This is a genomic window from Xanthomonas sp. NCPPB 2250 (assembly GCF_056725265.1).
In genome coordinates this window covers 4,672,614-4,688,126 of record NZ_CM161520.1, presented here as the reverse complement: position 1 = coordinate 4,688,126, position 15,513 = coordinate 4,672,614, and the positions used below count along the sequence as shown (strand labels likewise).

The 15,513-nt window shown below is 71.8% G+C and carries 12 protein-coding genes; 2 read left to right on the top strand and 10 right to left on the bottom strand.

Annotated elements, in window-relative coordinates:
* Positions 1–221 precede the first annotated feature (221 nt).
* Positions 222–2,330 carry a TonB-dependent siderophore receptor gene (locus AC1PMG_RS19160; protein WP_481109896.1) on the bottom strand — a complete coding sequence of 703 codons (2,109 nt, stop codon included), beginning with the start codon at positions 2,328–2,330 and terminating at the stop codon, positions 222–224.
* 312 nt (positions 2,331–2,642) lie between these two features.
* Positions 2,643–3,260: a hypothetical protein gene (locus AC1PMG_RS19155; protein WP_026143828.1), complete on the bottom strand. Its 618-nt coding sequence runs from the start codon at positions 3,258–3,260 to the stop codon at positions 2,643–2,645.
* Positions 3,261–3,434: 174 nt separating this feature from the next.
* Here AC1PMG_RS19155 and AC1PMG_RS19150 point away from each other — a divergent pair, with 174 nt between their 5' ends.
* Both AC1PMG_RS19150 and AC1PMG_RS19145 read left to right on the top strand, forming a co-directional pair.
* A complete protein-coding gene (locus AC1PMG_RS19150) occupies positions 3,435–4,364 on the top strand; it encodes an oxygenase MpaB family protein (RefSeq protein ID WP_481109895.1) in 930 nt (309 codons plus the stop codon).
* A gap of 177 nt (positions 4,365–4,541) precedes the next feature.
* Positions 4,542–7,439: a bifunctional diguanylate cyclase/phosphodiesterase gene (locus AC1PMG_RS19145; protein WP_481109894.1), complete on the top strand. Its 2,898-nt coding sequence runs from the start codon at positions 4,542–4,544 to the stop codon at positions 7,437–7,439.
* Here AC1PMG_RS19145 and AC1PMG_RS19140 read toward each other — a convergent pair.
* The 8 genes from AC1PMG_RS19140 to AC1PMG_RS19105 form a co-directional block, all read right to left on the bottom strand.
* On the bottom strand, positions 7,429–8,442 hold the full coding sequence (locus AC1PMG_RS19140) for a Rieske 2Fe-2S domain-containing protein (protein WP_481109893.1): 1,014 nt from the start codon (positions 8,440–8,442) through the stop codon (positions 7,429–7,431). The genes AC1PMG_RS19145 and AC1PMG_RS19140 overlap by 11 nt on opposite strands.
* A gap of 43 nt (positions 8,443–8,485) precedes the next feature.
* Complete coding sequence (locus AC1PMG_RS19135; RefSeq protein ID WP_481109892.1) at positions 8,486–9,673, bottom strand: GGDEF domain-containing protein; 1,188 nt, start codon at positions 9,671–9,673, stop codon at positions 8,486–8,488.
* Positions 9,674–9,816: 143 nt separating this feature from the next.
* Positions 9,817–10,932, bottom strand: coding sequence for a hypothetical protein (locus AC1PMG_RS19130; RefSeq protein WP_481109891.1), 1,116 nt, complete (start codon positions 10,930–10,932; stop codon positions 9,817–9,819).
* Complete coding sequence (locus AC1PMG_RS19125) at positions 10,929–12,110, bottom strand: ATP-grasp domain-containing protein (RefSeq protein ID WP_481109890.1); 1,182 nt, start codon at positions 12,108–12,110, stop codon at positions 10,929–10,931. The genes AC1PMG_RS19130 and AC1PMG_RS19125 overlap by 4 nt, the downstream gene beginning before the upstream one ends.
* Positions 12,103–12,951 carry an MBL fold metallo-hydrolase gene (locus tag AC1PMG_RS19120; RefSeq protein WP_481109889.1) on the bottom strand — a complete coding sequence of 283 codons (849 nt, stop codon included), beginning with the start codon at positions 12,949–12,951 and terminating at the stop codon, positions 12,103–12,105. The genes AC1PMG_RS19125 and AC1PMG_RS19120 overlap by 8 nt, the downstream gene beginning before the upstream one ends.
* Positions 12,948–13,925 (bottom strand): NAD-dependent epimerase/dehydratase family protein, encoded by a 978-nt coding sequence (locus AC1PMG_RS19115; RefSeq protein ID WP_481109888.1) that lies wholly within the window; start codon positions 13,923–13,925, stop codon positions 12,948–12,950. The genes AC1PMG_RS19120 and AC1PMG_RS19115 overlap by 4 nt, the downstream gene beginning before the upstream one ends.
* A 1-nt stretch (position 13,926) precedes the next feature.
* Positions 13,927–14,943, bottom strand: a complete 1,017-nt coding sequence (locus AC1PMG_RS19110; protein WP_481109887.1) for a 3-oxoacyl-[acyl-carrier-protein] synthase III C-terminal domain-containing protein — start codon at positions 14,941–14,943, stop codon at positions 13,927–13,929.
* A 109-nt stretch (positions 14,944–15,052) separates the two neighbouring features.
* Positions 15,053–15,499: an N-acetyltransferase family protein gene (locus AC1PMG_RS19105; protein ID WP_481109886.1), complete on the bottom strand. Its 447-nt coding sequence runs from the start codon at positions 15,497–15,499 to the stop codon at positions 15,053–15,055.
* Between the last annotated feature and the right edge of the window lie 14 nt (positions 15,500–15,513).

The following is a 15,513-nucleotide window of genomic DNA, read 5'->3' as shown; positions in this document are numbered from 1 at the left end:
CCGACGCATCGCGTCGCATCGCCGCATCCACCCTTGCATCCGACTGTCGCAATCGGATCGCTGCCGTTGTGGGAGGGACTTCAGTCCCGACGCCTCTGCAACGCAACTACCGGATGGCATCCCGCGTCGCGACCGACGTCGCTCCCCCAGGACGCTGTCCCCCTATCCGGCACCACGCTGGCACGAACGGGGTCGCGTCGTGCGCAACGACGCGCGCCCGCTCAGTAATCCACGCCCACCGAGAACAGCAGCGTGCGTGGATCGCCCAGGGCCACGGCGCGCTGCAGGCCGCCGGTGAAGTAGTCGCGGTCGAAGGCGTTCTTCAGGTTCAGCGCGTAGCGCCAATGGCCCTGGCGGTAGCCCAGGCCGGCATCGAACACCAGGTAGCCGGGAATGCGATGGCCGTAGGCGGTCTTCTCACCTTCTGCGCGGGCGCCGCCGCTGACGCTCCAGCCGTCGGCCGCGCCGTGGGCGGTGTACTGCAGCCACAGCGACCCGCTGTGCCGCGGCACGTTGTTCAGGCGGCTGCCGACGCTGCTGACGCGCTGGCCACCGTCGTCGGTGACCACCGCATCGGTGTAGGCGTAGCCGCCGAACAGGCTCAACCCGTTGCCCAGGTCGGCGGCGGCGTTGAGCTCCAGGCCGCGGCTGCGCTGTTCGCCCACGGCGATGCTGTAGCCGTCGTTGAACGGATCGGTCTGCAGCACATTGCGCCGGCGCAGGTCGTACAGCGCCATGCTCAGGCTGGTGCCGCTGCCGACTTCCATCTTGAGGCCCAGTTCCACCTGGCGGCCGCGTTCGGGATCGAACTGCGCGCCCTGCGCATCGACGCCGACGTTGGGATAGAACGAGGTGGCGACGCTGACATACGGGCGCAGCCCGCCACCGGCGTCGAACATCAGCGCTGCCGAACCCGTCGTGGCACTGTTGTCGTTGCGCGTGTCGCTGCCGGCCAGCCGGTCCTCGCTGCGATTGCGGCTGCGATCGTGGCGCAGGCCCAGCAGCAGTTGCCAGTCGGGCGCGAACTGGATGCGGTCGCGCAGGTACAGGCCGCCCGAGGTCACCACGCTGAGGTTGTCGCGGGTCGGGCGGGCCGGGCAGGTCACGGCGCTGCCGTAGACCGGTGCGTACACGTCGAGAGTGCCGACGCGGCAGGTCGACTGCACGTTCCATTCCCAGGTCTTGAACGCGTCCAGGCCGGCGGTGACGGTGTGCTGCCAGGTGCCCGTGGCGAAGCCGCCCTGCAGGTAGGTGTCCTGCACCCAGGTGCGCCCGTCGAACTGTTGCTGGGTGGCGGTACGGCGCAGGGTGCGCAGGTTGGCGGCCAGGCCGTTGTTGGCGATCAGGAAGCCGTCCAGGCCGAAGCTCTGCCAGCGTGCGGCGTGGTGCAGGCTCCAGCCGTTGTCGAAGCGGTGATCGAGCGCGTAGCCGATCCGGCTCTGGTGGCTGTGGTACGGCCGCTGCCCGGGTTCGCCGGTGAACAGCGCGCGGTCGATCCTGCCGTTGCGGTTGGGTTCGGCGCTGCCTTCCCACGGCAGGCCCTGCTGGCGGATGTAGTCGCGTTCCTGGTAGCTGGTCAGCAGCACGAAGTCGGTGCGCGGGCCCAGGTCCAGCGACAGCGACGGCGCGATCCAGCGGCTGCGGAAGTACACGTGGTCGGTCGGGTCGTCGCTGTTCATCGCCAGCGCGTTTAGGCGCAGTGCGACCTTGCCGTCGGCCGCCAGCGGCTGGTTGAGATCGACGCTGCCCTGGCGCAGGCCGTCGCTGCCCACGCCCAGGTCGACCCGCCGCATCGGCTCGGCGCCGGGGCGCTTGCTGATCATGTTGACCAGGCCGCCGGGCAGCACCTGCCCGTACAGCAGCGAGGCCGGGCCCTTCAGCACCTCCACCTGCTGCACGCCGAACAACTGCTCGGCCACACGGTTGCTGTCGGCGGTGCGCAGGCCGTCGACGAACAAGGCGTCGGAGGCGGTCTGGCCGCGGATGATCAGGTCGTCCCAGCCGCGCCGGCCGTAGGTGTTGGCGACCACCCCGGAGACGTTGTGCAGGGCATCGGACAGGGTGCGCGCCTGCTGGCTGTCCAGCAGCGCGCGCGGCACCACGGTGATCGAGAACGGCGTCTGCGCCAGCGGCGCATCCGACTTGTCGGCCTGCACCGGTCCGGTGGCGCGGAAGCCGCTCTGCGCATCGGCGCGCACCTGCACCGTGGGCAGGGCGGTCGCCTGTGCGGCATCGGCGCCGCTGTCGGCGTCCGAGGCGGTGGCGGCGTGCGCAGGCAGGGACAGCGCCATGCCCAGCAGGCAGGCGCACGAAAGGGGATGCAGTGTCATCGAGACCGTGGGGCGAAAGTTCTAATCGAGAATGATTATATTTCGCGAAACGGGCGTTGGGAATGCCCTGTGTCCATTGCGGTCGGCCGACGCCGGGCTGCGCCGGGTGGGTGCGGTTTGACTGGGGGCTGGCATCGCCGTGGCGTTGCGCCCTTGCGGCGATCGCGGGGACTTGAGCGAACACGCCGTCGGGCGCGCGGATCGAGACCGACGGTGCGCGGGTTGCGCCCGTGTCGCACCCGCGCGTGATGTCGGATCGGCGGCGCGCCGTCTGTCGCAGACGGCGCGCGTGAGATGCGTGTGCGGCGGACTTCAGCCGGCGACGCGGAACACGCCGGGCTGGCCGCCGGGCGGGGTGCCTTCGAACTGGATCAGCGAGGCGACCAGTTCGGCATGCAGGCGGATGCGGCCCATCTCGCGCATGATCCGGATGTCCTCGTGGCGCAGTTCGCGGTTGGCCACCACCTCGCGCTTGTAGGCGAGGATCTCCGGGTACTTGCGCGCCATGTTCAACGCGTCGGCCACGCATTCCACGGTGTCGGCATCGGCCGACAGCGGTTCGCGGCTGTTGAACGCGGTGAGCCAGCGCTCGAAGCCGGCGGTGCGGTCGAACATATTGGCGATGAACCAGATCACGAACAGGATCGCCACCCACGAGGTGACCACGATGACGATGCGCGAGAAGGTCAGGTGGTAGTCGTGCTGCCACAACTGCGCGGTGATCACGCCGAGCAGGATCAGCGAGATCGCCTGCCAGCCGATGATCGAGGCCACCAGCCACTGCTGCTTGGCCTTGGCCAGCAAGGCGACCTCTTCGCGGATCTGCGCCTCGCTCTTGTGCTGCCAGTGCGCGACCTGTTCGGGAAACGAGCGCTGGTGCAGCGCGTTGTCCTCGAGCAGCAATCCCAAGCCTTTGAACAGAGCGAGCATGACGGGCTCCTTGCAGATGCGGTGACGGACGCGGAACGTCGGTTGGCGATCTTGAGGCAGCTTCTTTCTAGCACAGCGGCCGCAAAGTGCATGCTGCGGTCGCACATGCCGCGCAGCCGCGGCGCGCCATACGCCATCGCACGGCGCTCGCGCCGCTTTCGCTACCATCGGCGCATGCCCCCGCTGCTACGCACCCTCTCCGCTCCGGCCACCGCGCAGATCCGCCGCTGGGTGCTGGGCGCATTCCCGCGCGAGCGCGACGCCATCGACTACGACCAGCCGCTCGGCGATGTGGGCCTGTTCGGTCCGGACAGCGTCACCTGGCGCATCCATGCCGAGTTTCCCGGGATGCTGGCGGGCGGGCTGTGTGCGCTGCTGCTGCAGACCCTGCATCCGCTGGCGCTGGCCGGGGTCTACGACCATTCCAACTTCCGCGAGGATCTGGTCGGGCGGCTGCGCCGCACCACCCAGTTCGTCGCCGCCACCAGCTACGCGCCCACCGACGCGGCGCAGCGCCAGATCGCCCGTGTGCGTGCGATCCACACGCGGGTGCGCGGCCACACGCCCGACGGACGCGCCTACGCCGCCGACGATCCGGCGCTGCTGACCTGGGTCCACGTGACCGAGGCCTACGGTTTCCTGCAGGGCTACCGCCGCTACTGCCGCGCGGTGCCGACGGCGATCGCCGACCGCTATTACGACGAAGGCCGGCGCGTCGCCGAAGCGCTGGGCGCACGCGACGTCCCGGCCAGCGAGGCGGCGGTGCTGGACTATTTCGCGCGGCAGCGGCCGCTGCTGCGGGTGGATGCGCGCTCGCGCGAGGTGCTGGCGGTGCTGTCCGGCCTGCGTCTGCCGGTGCCGGCGCCGGGGCTGTCGCGCGAACTGTTCCTGGGCGCCGGCGCGGCCTTGCTGCCGCCATGGGCCAGCGCCCTGCTGCGGCAGGCACGGCTGCAGCGCACCGGCCCGACCGTGCCGGCCTGGTTGCTGCAGCAGGTGGCGCCACTGTTCCGGGTGGCACTGCACGATGGCATCGCCGCGCGGGCGTGCCGGCGGGTGGGGCTGACGACACAGGCACTGGCGCAGTGGCCGCAGCGGACTGAATGATTTATCCGCATCGCTGAACGCAGTATCGCGTCACGGACGGTCAAGATCGCCGATCCCAGGCCGCTGTATCCAGCATCTACGCCGCACTCCCGACCCTCGATGCCGCCGAACCCGCTCGCCGACAGGAAGCGTGACCGTCGCTTTCGGCACAGCCTGCGGCGCGTCACGCGCGCGCCGTTGCGGGCGATCGCGACCTGGGGCCTGGCGCTGGCGGTGCTGCTGGCCGCCGGCCTGGTGCTGGTGCTGGCGCAGGACCGCCACAACCGCCTGGCCGCAGCGCAGCGGCAGAGCCTGGCCCTGGCCACCGGCAGCGACCGCCTGCTGCAGTTGCAACTGGACAATCTCGGCCAGGCCCTGCATGGCGAGGGCCTGAGCGCGCAGGCGCTGCTGGCGGAGACGCCGGTGCGGGCGCCCGAGCTGATCGCCGCCTCGCTGCACGGCCTGCAGGCGCGGCACCCGGAACTGCGCGACGTGGCCCTGCTGGATGTGCAGGGCCAACGCCGCTTCGGCGGCACGGGCGATCCGCAACTGCGCGCATGGATGCCGCGCGCGCGCTGCGGCGACCGGGTCTGCGTGAGTCCGCCAGTGCGCCTGGCCGATGGCGCGTCGGTGGTGCGCGTGGCGGTCCCGTGGGGGAGCGATGGCTGGGTCGAGGCGCAATGGCGGGTGGCCGCGTTGCAACGCATCGTGCAGGGCACCGACAGCGGGCGCGACGGTATCGTCGCCCTGACCGACGCGCAGGGCATGCTGCTGGCCGCCAGCCGCCCGCTCGCGGCCGGCCAGCCACGCCTGCCGATCGCGCTGGCGCAGCCGATGCCGCACGGCGGCGCCCTGGGGGTACGCCGCGATGTCTTCGACGGGACACCGCGGATCCTGGCGCTGAGCGGCGGCAGTGCGTATCCGTTGCTGGCGGTGGCCGGGGTGGGGCTGCGCGAGACGCTGTCCGGCTGGTGGTGGTTCGTCGCGGCGGCGGTGCTGGTGTACGTGCTGTACCTGCTCGGCCTGGCCTATCTGCTGGTCAGCCTGCGCCGCGCCGAGCGTCGCCAGCGCCACCTGCTGCAGCGCCTGCGGCGTGGCGACGAGGATCTGCGCCTGGCGCACGGCATGGGCGGCATCGGCACCTGGCGCGTCGACATCGCGCGGCGCGTGCTGCGCCTGTCCGAACCGACCGGCGCGATGTTCGGCCTGCAGCGCATGCAACTGCCCATCGAGGCGTTCCTGGCGGGGATCCACGACGAGGATCGCGCACGGGTGTCGCAGTTGTACGAGGACGCGGCGCAGGGCCGCGCGGAGTACAACACCGTCTACCGCATGCACCTGCCCGATGGACGTCTGCGCTGGCTGGCTGCGCGCGGCGCGCTGGTGCACACCCGCGAGGGCGTGTGCATGACCGGCGCAGTGCAGGATGTCAGCGACCGGGTGGCGGCACAGGCGCGGCTGCTCGATGCCGAGCGCCAGTTCCGCCTGGTGTTCGACCGCAATCCGTTGCCGTACTGGGTGTTCTCCGTGGACAGCCTGCGCTTCCTGGAAGTGAACCAGGCCGCGGTGCGCCAGTACGGCTACAGCCGCGAGGAATTCCTGGCGATGGACCTGCGCGATCTGCGCCCGTCGGAGGACGCGGCGCGGCTGCTGCAGGACGTGCGCAAACCGCGCGAGGGCTTCGACGCGCCAAGCGTGTGGACGCATCGGCGCAAGGACGGCAGCCTGCTGTCGGTGTGCATCCACAGCGTCGACCTGGAGTTCGGCGGGGTGCCGGCGCGGCTGATCCTGGCCGAGGACGTCACCGAGCGCCTGGCCCACGAACGCGAGCTGGCCTATCTCGCGCGCCATGAATTCAGCACCGGCCTGCTCAAGCCGCGGGCGCTGGCCGAAGCCCTGAGCGCGCAGCGTGGCGGCTACGCCATCGCCTATGTGCAGGTGCGTGGCCTGGCCCTGATCGGCGACACCCTCGGCCGCGCCGCCGGCGACGCGGTGCGCAGCGCGGTGGCCGAACGCATCCGCGCGCTCGGCGAGCGCTTCGGGCTGAGCGCGCACCAGCCGGCGCAGGACTTCGTACTGGCGATCCTGGACCCGCAGGCCCTGCCGTTGGCCTTACAGGCGCTGCAGGAGGCGCTGTACGCACCGGTGCAGGGCGGCGAATTCGCTCAGCAGCTGCAGGCGCACATCGGCGTGGCGCTGTGTCCGGACGATGCCGCCGATGCCGACGAGGCGATCGGCAGCGCCGCGCAGGCCGCGCATGCGGCACAGGCAGAGGGCCGCAGCCTGGTGCGCTTCGATCGCGTCATGGCGGCGCGGACCGGCGAACGCCTGCGCCTGGCCGGGCGCATCCAGCAGGCGATCGAGCGCCAGGAGTTCGAGCTGTATTTCCAGCCGATCATGGACGCGGTCAGCGGCGCGCCGCGCGAACTGGAAGCCCTGATCCGCTGGCCGCAGCGCGATGGCGGTTTCATCGCGCCGGATGCGTTCATCCAGTTGTGCGAGGACACCGGGCTGATCCTGCCGCTGGGGCGCTGGGTGATGCGCGCGGCGGCGCGGGCGCGCCGCGCCCTGATCGACCACGGATGGCCGGACCTGCCGGTGGCGGTGAACGTGTCGGCGCTGCAGTTCTTCGACGGCGACCTGGTCGCCGACCTGGTGCAGGCCTGCGCCGAAGCCGGGCTGGCCGCCAACGGCCTGCAGTTGGAGCTCACCGAGAGCAGCCTGATGCGGCAGCCACAGCAGGCCGGCGACGTGCTGCGGCAACTGCGCGCGCTGGGCGTGCGCGTGGCGCTGGACGACGTCGGCACCGGCTTCTCCAGCATGGCGTACCTGCGCGACCTGCCGCTGGACACGCTGAAGATCGATCGCAGCTTCGTCGCCGAGGTGGACCGCGATCCACGCAACGCCTCGATCTGCCAGGCGCTGCTGACCCTGGGGCATTGCCTGGGGCTGGACGTGGTCGCCGAGGGCGTGGAAACCGAGGCGCAGCTGCGCTGGTTGCGCGCGCACGGCTGCGGCGGCGTGCAGGGCTATCTGCTCGGGCGTCCGGCCCCGCTGGCAGACGTGCTGCAGCGGCTCGGCGCGGTCACAGCATGAGTTCCACGTCGTGGCCGCTGCCCGCTGCCGGCAGCGGCTCGCCGTCCCAGTAACGCCGCAGCGGTTCGCGCACCAGGTCCAGCGCGGTGGAGGCGCCGCGCGCGCCCGGATAGCGCTGCAGGTTGCGCGACTGCAGCGCGAGCATGCGCCGGTCCTGTTCGCCGACCCGGCGCAGCAGCGGCCACACCAGCAGCCGCACCGCCCACGCCGGCGCCCAGCGCCCCTCCACGTGCAGGCTGGCGAAGACGTCGGTGCTGCGCGCGTCGAGCGGGGTGAAGTGCAGGCTGATCCGCACGCGGCCGCCGCGCGCGTAGCGGTACTCGATCTGCGCGCTGCCGGGGCCGGCGAAATGCGCGCGCTCCAGGATGCGCGGCGACTCGAACAGCCGGTACAGCCAGCCGCTCTGCGCCGCGGCGCCGCGGTAGTCGACGTGGAAGCCTTCGTCGGTGTGGCGCAGCTCGGCGCGCATGGCGGTGCGCGCGCCGCCACGCCGCACCAGCCCCGGATGCAGCAGATGGGTGTGCAGCGGGTCCAGGAAGTTCTCCAGCGCATCGACCACGTGCGCCTCCCAGCGCGTGCGCCACAGGAAGCGCCGCGTCGACGGCTGCAGCGCCTGCACCAGCTGCGACGGTGTGTCCGCGCCCTCGGGATCGGGACGCAGCCAGATCAGGCCGTCGTGCTCGCGCGCGGCGAAGGCGCGCACCCGCACCGCCGGCGGCGCCTGCCCGGGCGGCAGGCCGGGGATCTCGCGCAGCGCGCCGGTGCGGTCGAAGCGCCAGCCGTGATAGGGGCAGGACAGGCCGTCGCCGGTGACGCAGCCGGCCGACAGCGGGGCGTGCCGGTGCGGGCAGCGATCCTCCAGCGCCAGCAGGCTGTCGTCGGCACAACGCGCGATCGCCGCATGCCGGTCCATCACCGACACCGCCAGCGGCTGGCGCCGCAACGCCGTGGCGGGCGCGACGGCGAACCACTGCCGGTACAGGGACGGATGCCAGGCGCTCATGCCGCCCGTGCCACGCGCATGGTGTGCCGCGCGCCGCGCGCGTTCATGCGATGGTGGTGCCGGCGACCCGGTTGCGGCCGGCGCGCTTGGCCGCGTACAGCGCCTGGTCGGCGGCCAGCACCAGGGTCTGCCAGGACGCCTGCGCCCCGGGCGACAGGCAGTAGCCGATGCTCACCGTGCACACCAGCGGCGCCTCCGGCGCGGCATCGATCTGTTGCTGCTCGATGCGCCGCCGCAGGCGCTCGGCGAGATCGCGCACCGACGCCTCGTCGCCCTGCGGAATCAGCACCATGAACTCCTCGCCGCCGATGCGCGCCAGCAGGTCCGGCATGCGGATGTGCTGCGTCAGGGTCTGCGCGATGGCGACCAGCACCTGGTCGCCGACCGCATGGCCGAAGCGGTCGTTGATCGCCTTGAAATGGTCCACGTCGATCATCAGCACCGCGATCGACGCCCGCTTGCGTGCGGCATCGAGGGTCGCCGCCTCGCCGCGCTCCCACATCACCCGGCGGTTGGTCACCCCGGTGAGCGGATCCTGCGAGGCGTGCCGCCGCAGTTCCGCGTTCATTTCGCGGGTCAGCATCCACAGGAAGCCGGGGGTGATGCTGGCGGTCAGCACGATGCGCGAGAGCAGGCCGAAGTTGGTGGTCGGGTCGTAGCTGGTATCGACGTCGGGATGGACGGCCCACCAGACCACCCGCAGCCCGACCATGCCGGCCCACAGGAAATGGAAGACGGCCGTGAAGCGCGCCGGCGTGCGTACGGTGCTGTCGGCGTGGCGCCACAACGCCACCGCGGTGGCCAGGGTCAGCATGCCGCGCACCAGGCCGCCGAAGATCACCATGATGCGGTGATCGAGGCCTGTGTAGTGCAGGCTGTAGAGTTCCAGCGCGCAGAGCAGCGCGATCGGGACCAGCAATGTCCACTGCAGCAGCGGGCGTCGCAGGTAGGCGTTTACCGCCACCAGTGTCAGCGCGGTGGCCACGTCGAGGGTGACGTTGCCGGCGGGCGCGACCCAGACTTCCATGTAGTGCCAGGCCGGCGCCAGCAGGGTGCCGAAGCCCAGGGTGAACACGCCGTAGCTCAGCGTCAGCAGCAACAGGCTGCGCGCGTGCCGTTCCTTGCGGCCGGTGACGTACAGCGCCAGGAACATCGCCGAGGACACCGCCGCGAGCAATGCGTTGACGATCAGCAAGGTGCCGGCATGGGCCAGATGCGCAATCCATTCCACAGATGTTCCGGGCCGCAGCGGCGATGAGGTGTCGCAGATGCAGCAAAGTATATGCCAGTGCCAGCGTCGGACAGCCGACGCGGCATGCGCGATCGACGTTGAAAACGATTACGGTCCGCCTTCGGGCGTGGCGCTGCCTGGCCTCACAGCCGGTACTTGCGCATCAGCGGGACACCGATGCGCCGGGTCAGGGCGCCGAGCGCGGCGATCGGCTGGCGTCGCCGCAGCGGCAGGTGGCGCGCATCGACCGCGCTGTACTCGATGACCGGCATGCCGCCGCGCTGGCGCTTGAAGCTGGCCGCGCCGGCGCTCTGGTTGAGGCGCTGGCCATACCGTCGCGCATGGTCGATCCCGCAGGCGGTAAGGGTGCGGTACAGCGCCAGCCGCTGCGGCAGGTGCAGGTCGTAGCCGACGATCGGGGCGGTGACGGTGCCGCCGATGCCGAACAGGCCGGTGATGCAGACCAGTTGCCCGTCGCCGTCGCGGAAGCCGTCGAAGCGCAGCAGCCCGGCGCGGTGCCAGGCACGCAGGAAGCCGGCGTGGTAGGCCGGATTGCAGTGCGAATATTTCTCCAGATACAGCTGCGCATACAGCGCGGCGATGCGCGGATAGTCGGCCTCGCCGATGGCGTCGTTGCCGCAGCGCTGCAGGTCGCGGCGCTCGACCAGCTTGAGGTCGCGGGCCAGGTCGCGATGGCGCAGCAGTTGCGGCCAGTCCTCGTACAGATACACCTGGCGGCTGGCGATCAGGGTGAAGCCTTCGGCCTGCAGCGCGTGCAGCCACTGCGGCGTGTCCACCGCGTTGAGCGAGCGGAACCACAGCGCGTGGTCGGGCCAGCGCGTGCGTGCGGCATCCAGCAGCGTGCGCAAGCCGCTCGGCGGCAGCGGCGGGTACAGGTTGGTGGACAGCAGCCAGTTGTTGAGGGTGACCGCACGGTCGATCCGTGCCCAGTCCAGCCAGGCACCGATGCCGCCGCACAGGCCGCGTACCGGCGCGGCCAACGCGCCCGGCAACAGCCGCGCGGCTTCCTCGGCGGCGTAGTCGGCATAGGTGGTGTGCGGCGAGCACACCCAGGCGTTGCCCGGGTGGCGTTCGCCGACCGTCACCGGCAGTGCCAGTGCGCCGGCCTGCAGCACCTCGATGCGCGCGTGCGCGTTGTCGGCCAGCTGCTGCGCCTCGCCGCCGGCATGCAGCGCGGCGAAACGCTGCAGCTGCGCGGCGTAGTCGGCGGCCGCCGCGTCGGCGCTGTCGGCGCTCATGGCGGCGGCAGCGCCTCGCCGTCCCATTCGGTATCGCGGGTGGCGGCCTCGCGCACGCTGCAGCGCTGCGCCAGCGCCAACCGCGCATGGCTGCCCAGGTCGCACAGCGTGCCGGCCAATGGCCAGCGGTCGCCGCGCGGCGCCAGGACGTCCTCGGCGCGTGCGTAATCATGGCGCCACTGCCGCAGCCGGCCCTGGCCCAGTGCCGCCGGCAGCGCCACGCCCAGCATCAGCATGCCCAGCATCGCCGCGCGGTCGTCGGCCGGGCGCAGCGGCGCCTGCGCTTCGCCCGCGTCGCCGCTCAGCAAGGCCACCAGCGGATCGGTCGCGGCGAACAGGTGCAGGCCGCTGGTCGCGCGCGGATTGCATTCGATCACGCTGCAGCGCCCTTGCGCGGAGACCATCCAGTCGAAGGAAATTTGCCCAGTGAAGCGCAGCGCCCGCACCAGTTGCGCGGTGAAGCGCTCGATCCGCGGATCCGGTGCGGCATCGAAGTAGTAGCTGGAACTGCGCCGCAGGCGGTAGCGCGGGCGGTACACCGCATGCGCCAGCAGCACGCCGTCGCGCGCCAGCGCATACGAGCAGCGCTCCTCGCCGGCGCAGTAGTGCTGCGCGACCCAGTCGCCCTGCGTGGGCAGCGGCGTGGCGTCGGCGGTCACACCCTCCGGATAGAGCCGGACATGTACGCCGAAGCGCGAGAATTCCGGTTTCAACACCAGCGGCGCGTTGCCGGCCCATTCGCGCGCCTGCGCCAGGTTGCGCACGCGCACGCTGGCGGGCACGTCGATGGTGCTGTCCAGGCCGCGCGCCAGTTCCATGAAGGCGTACTTGCTGTGCAGCGTGCGCAGCGTGTCGAAGTCGTGCAGCGGCAGGTGCAACTGCGCCGGCAGCGCGCGGCGGTAGCGGGCCAGGTAGAACACTTCCTCGCAGGTCGGCACCAGCACGTCGATGCGCTGGCGGGCGAGCACGCCGTTGAGATCGGCCAGCCAGGCGCGCGGCGCATCGCGTGCGGGCGCGACGCGGTGATGCGCGGCCACCGCGCGCGACCAGCCGGAGATGCGGCTGGCGACGCTGTCGGCCAGGTGCACCCGCCACCCCTGCGCGGCGAAACGGCGCGCCAGGTCCAGCGCGACCGGCGCGCGTGCGCCGGTGATCAGCACGCCGGGGGCCTCAGCCATGCGCGTGCTCCGCCGGCGCCGGCCGCCATTGCCGACAATGCGAGGGCACCAGCCGCAGGCCCGGCTCGGCCTGGCGCAGCGCATGCAGCCGCGCCAGGGTGTCGCGATACACGCGATGCTCGCCGAGCAGGCGGGTGACCAGGGCCGGCGGTGGCGTGCCGTCGGCGAGCGCGGCGCTGGACCAGGCCGCGTCGGCGATCAGGAACACCGGGCCGTGCGCGTCCTCGAACCACAGGCCGTAGTGGCCGGGCGCATGCCCGGGCAGCGGCACCAGCAGCACGCTGGCGTCGCCGAACAGATCGCGCGGCGTGCCGAAGTCGCGCAGTGCGGCGGGCGGCAGCGCCGCGGGCAGCGCCTCGATCCAGTGCATGCGCGGGCGCGCGCCGTGCAGCAGGGCCGGCAGGAAACCTTCGCGCAGCGCGGCCAGCCGGCCGCGGCGCTGCAGGTCGTCCCAGGCCTGCTGCGCGCAGGCCAGGCGCGCCTGCGGAAAATCGGCGACACCGCCGACGTGGTCGCCATGGAAGTGCGACAGCACGATCCAGCCGATGCGGTCCGGTTCCACGCCGTCGCGGGCGAGTTGTTCGCGCAGCGATTGCCCGGGTGCCAATTGCACGGGAGTCAGCCAGCGGTACAGGCGTTCGGGAAAGCGCGCGGTGGCGTCGAAGAAGTGGCGGGCGTAGCCGGTGTCGAACAACAGGTCGCCCTGCTGCGGGTGCTGCAGCAGCGCCGCCAGCGCCGGGAACGGGCACGGCGCCAGCGGCGCGCCGCGGCGCGTGGCGCGTTCGGGGTGCGTGCAGTGGCCGGACTCGTACAGCCGCCAGCGCAGCCGGGGGGCGCTCATGGCCGCCCCAGCGCGGCCAGTCCGGCCTCGGTCGACAGCACCGGCGCATAGCCGAGTTCGCGGCGCGCGCGGCCGATGTCCAGCGTCTGCGAATAGCCGAGCACGCCGATGCCGTAGCGGCTGAGCCGCGGCTCCGGCTGCCCGCGACGGCGCAGCGCGATCTGCTCGCCGAGCGTGGCCAGTGCCAGCGCCGGTCCGCGCGGCACCGACAGCAGCCGCACGCGCAGGCGCAGCACCGCGAACAGTTCGGTCAGCAGGTCGCGCACCGCGATCGGCACGCCGTTGCTGATGTTGTAGGCGCGACCATCGCCGATGTGCTCGGCGCGCAGCGCAGCCAGCGCCGCGGCCACCGCGTTCTCCACGCAGCACACATCGATCATCGCGCGGCCGCCATTGACCAGCGGGAACCAGCCGCGCTGCGCCACCGCCAGCAGGCGCGGCACGATCGCGTTGTCGCCATGGCCGAACACCGCGCGCGGGCGCAGCACCACCGCCGGCAGTCCGGCCGCGGCGGCGGCGCGCACCTTTTCCTCGGCTTCCCACTTGGTCTGCGGATAGCCGCCGATCCAGCGCGCCGGCGGGGTGAAGTCTTCGGTGATCTGGTATTGATCGGCGAAGCGGAAGTAGATGCTCGGCGAACTGAAGTGCACGAAGCGGCGCACGCGCGCGGCCAGCGCGGCGGCGAGCAGGCGTTCGGTGGCGACCACGTTGGCCAGGCGGAAGGTGTCGGCGCTGGCCCACGGTGCCGACAACGCAGCGCAGTGGATCACCGCATCGCAGCCATGCAGCAACGGCGCCAGGTCGTCGCGACACAGCTCGGCGGGCACGATTTCGATGCGCGGATCGCCGGCGAAGGCCGCCAGTTTGGCGGCGTCGCGGCCGCTGGCGCGCACCGCTACGCCGGCGTCGGCCAGGGCGCGCACGATGTAGGCGCCGATGAAGCCGGACGCGCCGGTGACCAGGACGCGTGCCATGTCAGTAGCGCAACACCGCGCCGCCGAACGCCAGCCCGGCGCCGGAGCCGACCAGGCCGATCAGGTCGCCGCGGACGATGCGGCCGCTGTGGATCGCCTGGTGCAGCGCACCCGGGATGGAGGCCGCCATCTGGTTGCCGCGATGGCCGATCACCTCGATCAGCGCATCCGGCGCCAGCCCCAGCGCGATGCGCAGGTGACGCAGCGCCTTGGCGCTGGCCTGGTGCGGCACGATCCGCTGCAACTGCGTCAACTCGACCCCGGCCTGCGTCAGCAGCCGCTGCAGGAAGCCGGGCAACTTCGCCGCGGCGAGGCGATAGGTGGCGCGGCCGTTCATTTCGAATTGCGAACCGGCGCGCAGCGCCTCGACGCCGTGGTCCAGGCGCAGACGGGTGCCGCCGGCGCGCACGCGGCAGTGGTCGATGCCTTCGGAGTAGGTTTCCAGCCGCGCCGCCAGCAATTGCGAACCGCTGTCGCCGCTGTCGGCGCCGACGACCACCGCGGCGGCGCCGTCGCCGAACAGCGGCGCGGTGTCCGCATCGTCCGGGTTGAGGCCGACGCTGGCGATCTCGCTGGCGACGATCAGCACGCGGCGGTAGCGGCCGGCGGCGATCGCGCAGGCGGCCAGGTCGAGCGCGGCGATGAAGCTCAGGCAGGTGGCGTTGATGTCGAAGGCCGGAATGCCGCTGGCCTGCAGGCCCAGCCGTGCATGCAGCAGCGCGGCGCTGCACGGGATCGCCTGTTCCATCAGGCTGCAGGCGCTGATCACGCAATCGAGCTCGTGCGCCTGCAACTGCGCCGCCTGCAGCGCCGCATGCGCGGCGCGTTCGCCCATGAAGGTGGCCGGCTCGTCGGCGCCCGCATAATGCCGCGTGGCGACTCCGGTATGCCGCAGGGTCCAGCCGGCGGGCTTGTCCCAGCGCCGGTCGAAGGTCTCCGCCGGCACCTGCTGCACGGGCAGATACTCGCCCGTGCCGAGGATGCGCACCGCGATGGGCCTGCTGGTGTGGACGCTCATCCGTAAAGCTCGCACAAGGGGCGCGCAGCGTACTGCCAGCGCCGCGGCGCCGGCAACCGCCCTTGCGAAGATCGCGCCGCTGTCTGCGGCTGGCAACCTCAGACAGTGCTCAGTCGCGCAGCGACCTGGCGAAATACTTGGGCGCTTCGACAAAGCCTTCCCGCCGATAGAAGGCGTGCGCCCGTTCCCGCCGGCTGTGGCAGTGCACCTCCAGACGGTCGCAGCCGCGCTGCCGCGCCAGCGCCTCGCCCTCTGCCAGCAAACGCTGTCCCACCCCGGCGCCGCGCGCACGATCGTCGACGCAGAAATAGCTGATGCGGCAGATGTCGCCGGCCAATGCCAGCTGCGGCAGAAAGTGCAGCGACAACACACCCAGGACGTCGTCCCCTGCGGCGGCCACCAGCAAGGCCGCGTCCGGATGCGCCAGGAGCTGCGCCAGGCGGGCCTCGATGAAATCCTCGGTTCCGGCATAGTCCAGCGCCGCCATCAGCGCCACGATCGCCTGCCGGTCCGCCATCGCCGCGTTCCTGATGTCCAGGTTGCTGTTCTCGCGCATTTGCAGAGAGTAGG

What these genes read in the sequence shown, in the direction of transcription:
- AC1PMG_RS19160 (WP_481109896.1), bottom strand. Translation starts at nt 2,330, where the DNA reads ATGACACTGCATCCCCTTTCGTGCGCCTGCCTGCTGGGCATGGCGCTG.
- AC1PMG_RS19155 (WP_026143828.1), bottom strand. Translation starts at nt 3,260, where the DNA reads ATGCTCGCTCTGTTCAAAGGCTTGGGATTGCTGCTCGAGGACAACGCG.
- AC1PMG_RS19150 (WP_481109895.1), top strand. Translation starts at nt 3,435, where the DNA reads ATGCCCCCGCTGCTACGCACCCTCTCCGCTCCGGCCACCGCGCAGATC.
- AC1PMG_RS19140 (WP_481109893.1), bottom strand. Translation starts at nt 8,442, where the DNA reads ATGAGCGCCTGGCATCCGTCCCTGTACCGGCAGTGGTTCGCCGTCGCG.
- AC1PMG_RS19130 (WP_481109891.1), bottom strand. Translation starts at nt 10,932, where the DNA reads ATGAGCGCCGACAGCGCCGACGCGGCGGCCGCCGACTACGCCGCGCAG.
- AC1PMG_RS19125 (WP_481109890.1), bottom strand. Translation starts at nt 12,110, where the DNA reads ATGGCTGAGGCCCCCGGCGTGCTGATCACCGGCGCACGCGCGCCGGTC.
- AC1PMG_RS19120 (WP_481109889.1), bottom strand. Translation starts at nt 12,951, where the DNA reads ATGAGCGCCCCCCGGCTGCGCTGGCGGCTGTACGAGTCCGGCCACTGC.
- AC1PMG_RS19115 (WP_481109888.1), bottom strand. Translation starts at nt 13,925, where the DNA reads ATGGCACGCGTCCTGGTCACCGGCGCGTCCGGCTTCATCGGCGCCTAC.
- AC1PMG_RS19110 (WP_481109887.1), bottom strand. Translation starts at nt 14,943, where the DNA reads ATGAGCGTCCACACCAGCAGGCCCATCGCGGTGCGCATCCTCGGCACG.
- AC1PMG_RS19105 (WP_481109886.1), bottom strand. Translation starts at nt 15,499, where the DNA reads ATGCGCGAGAACAGCAACCTGGACATCAGGAACGCGGCGATGGCGGAC.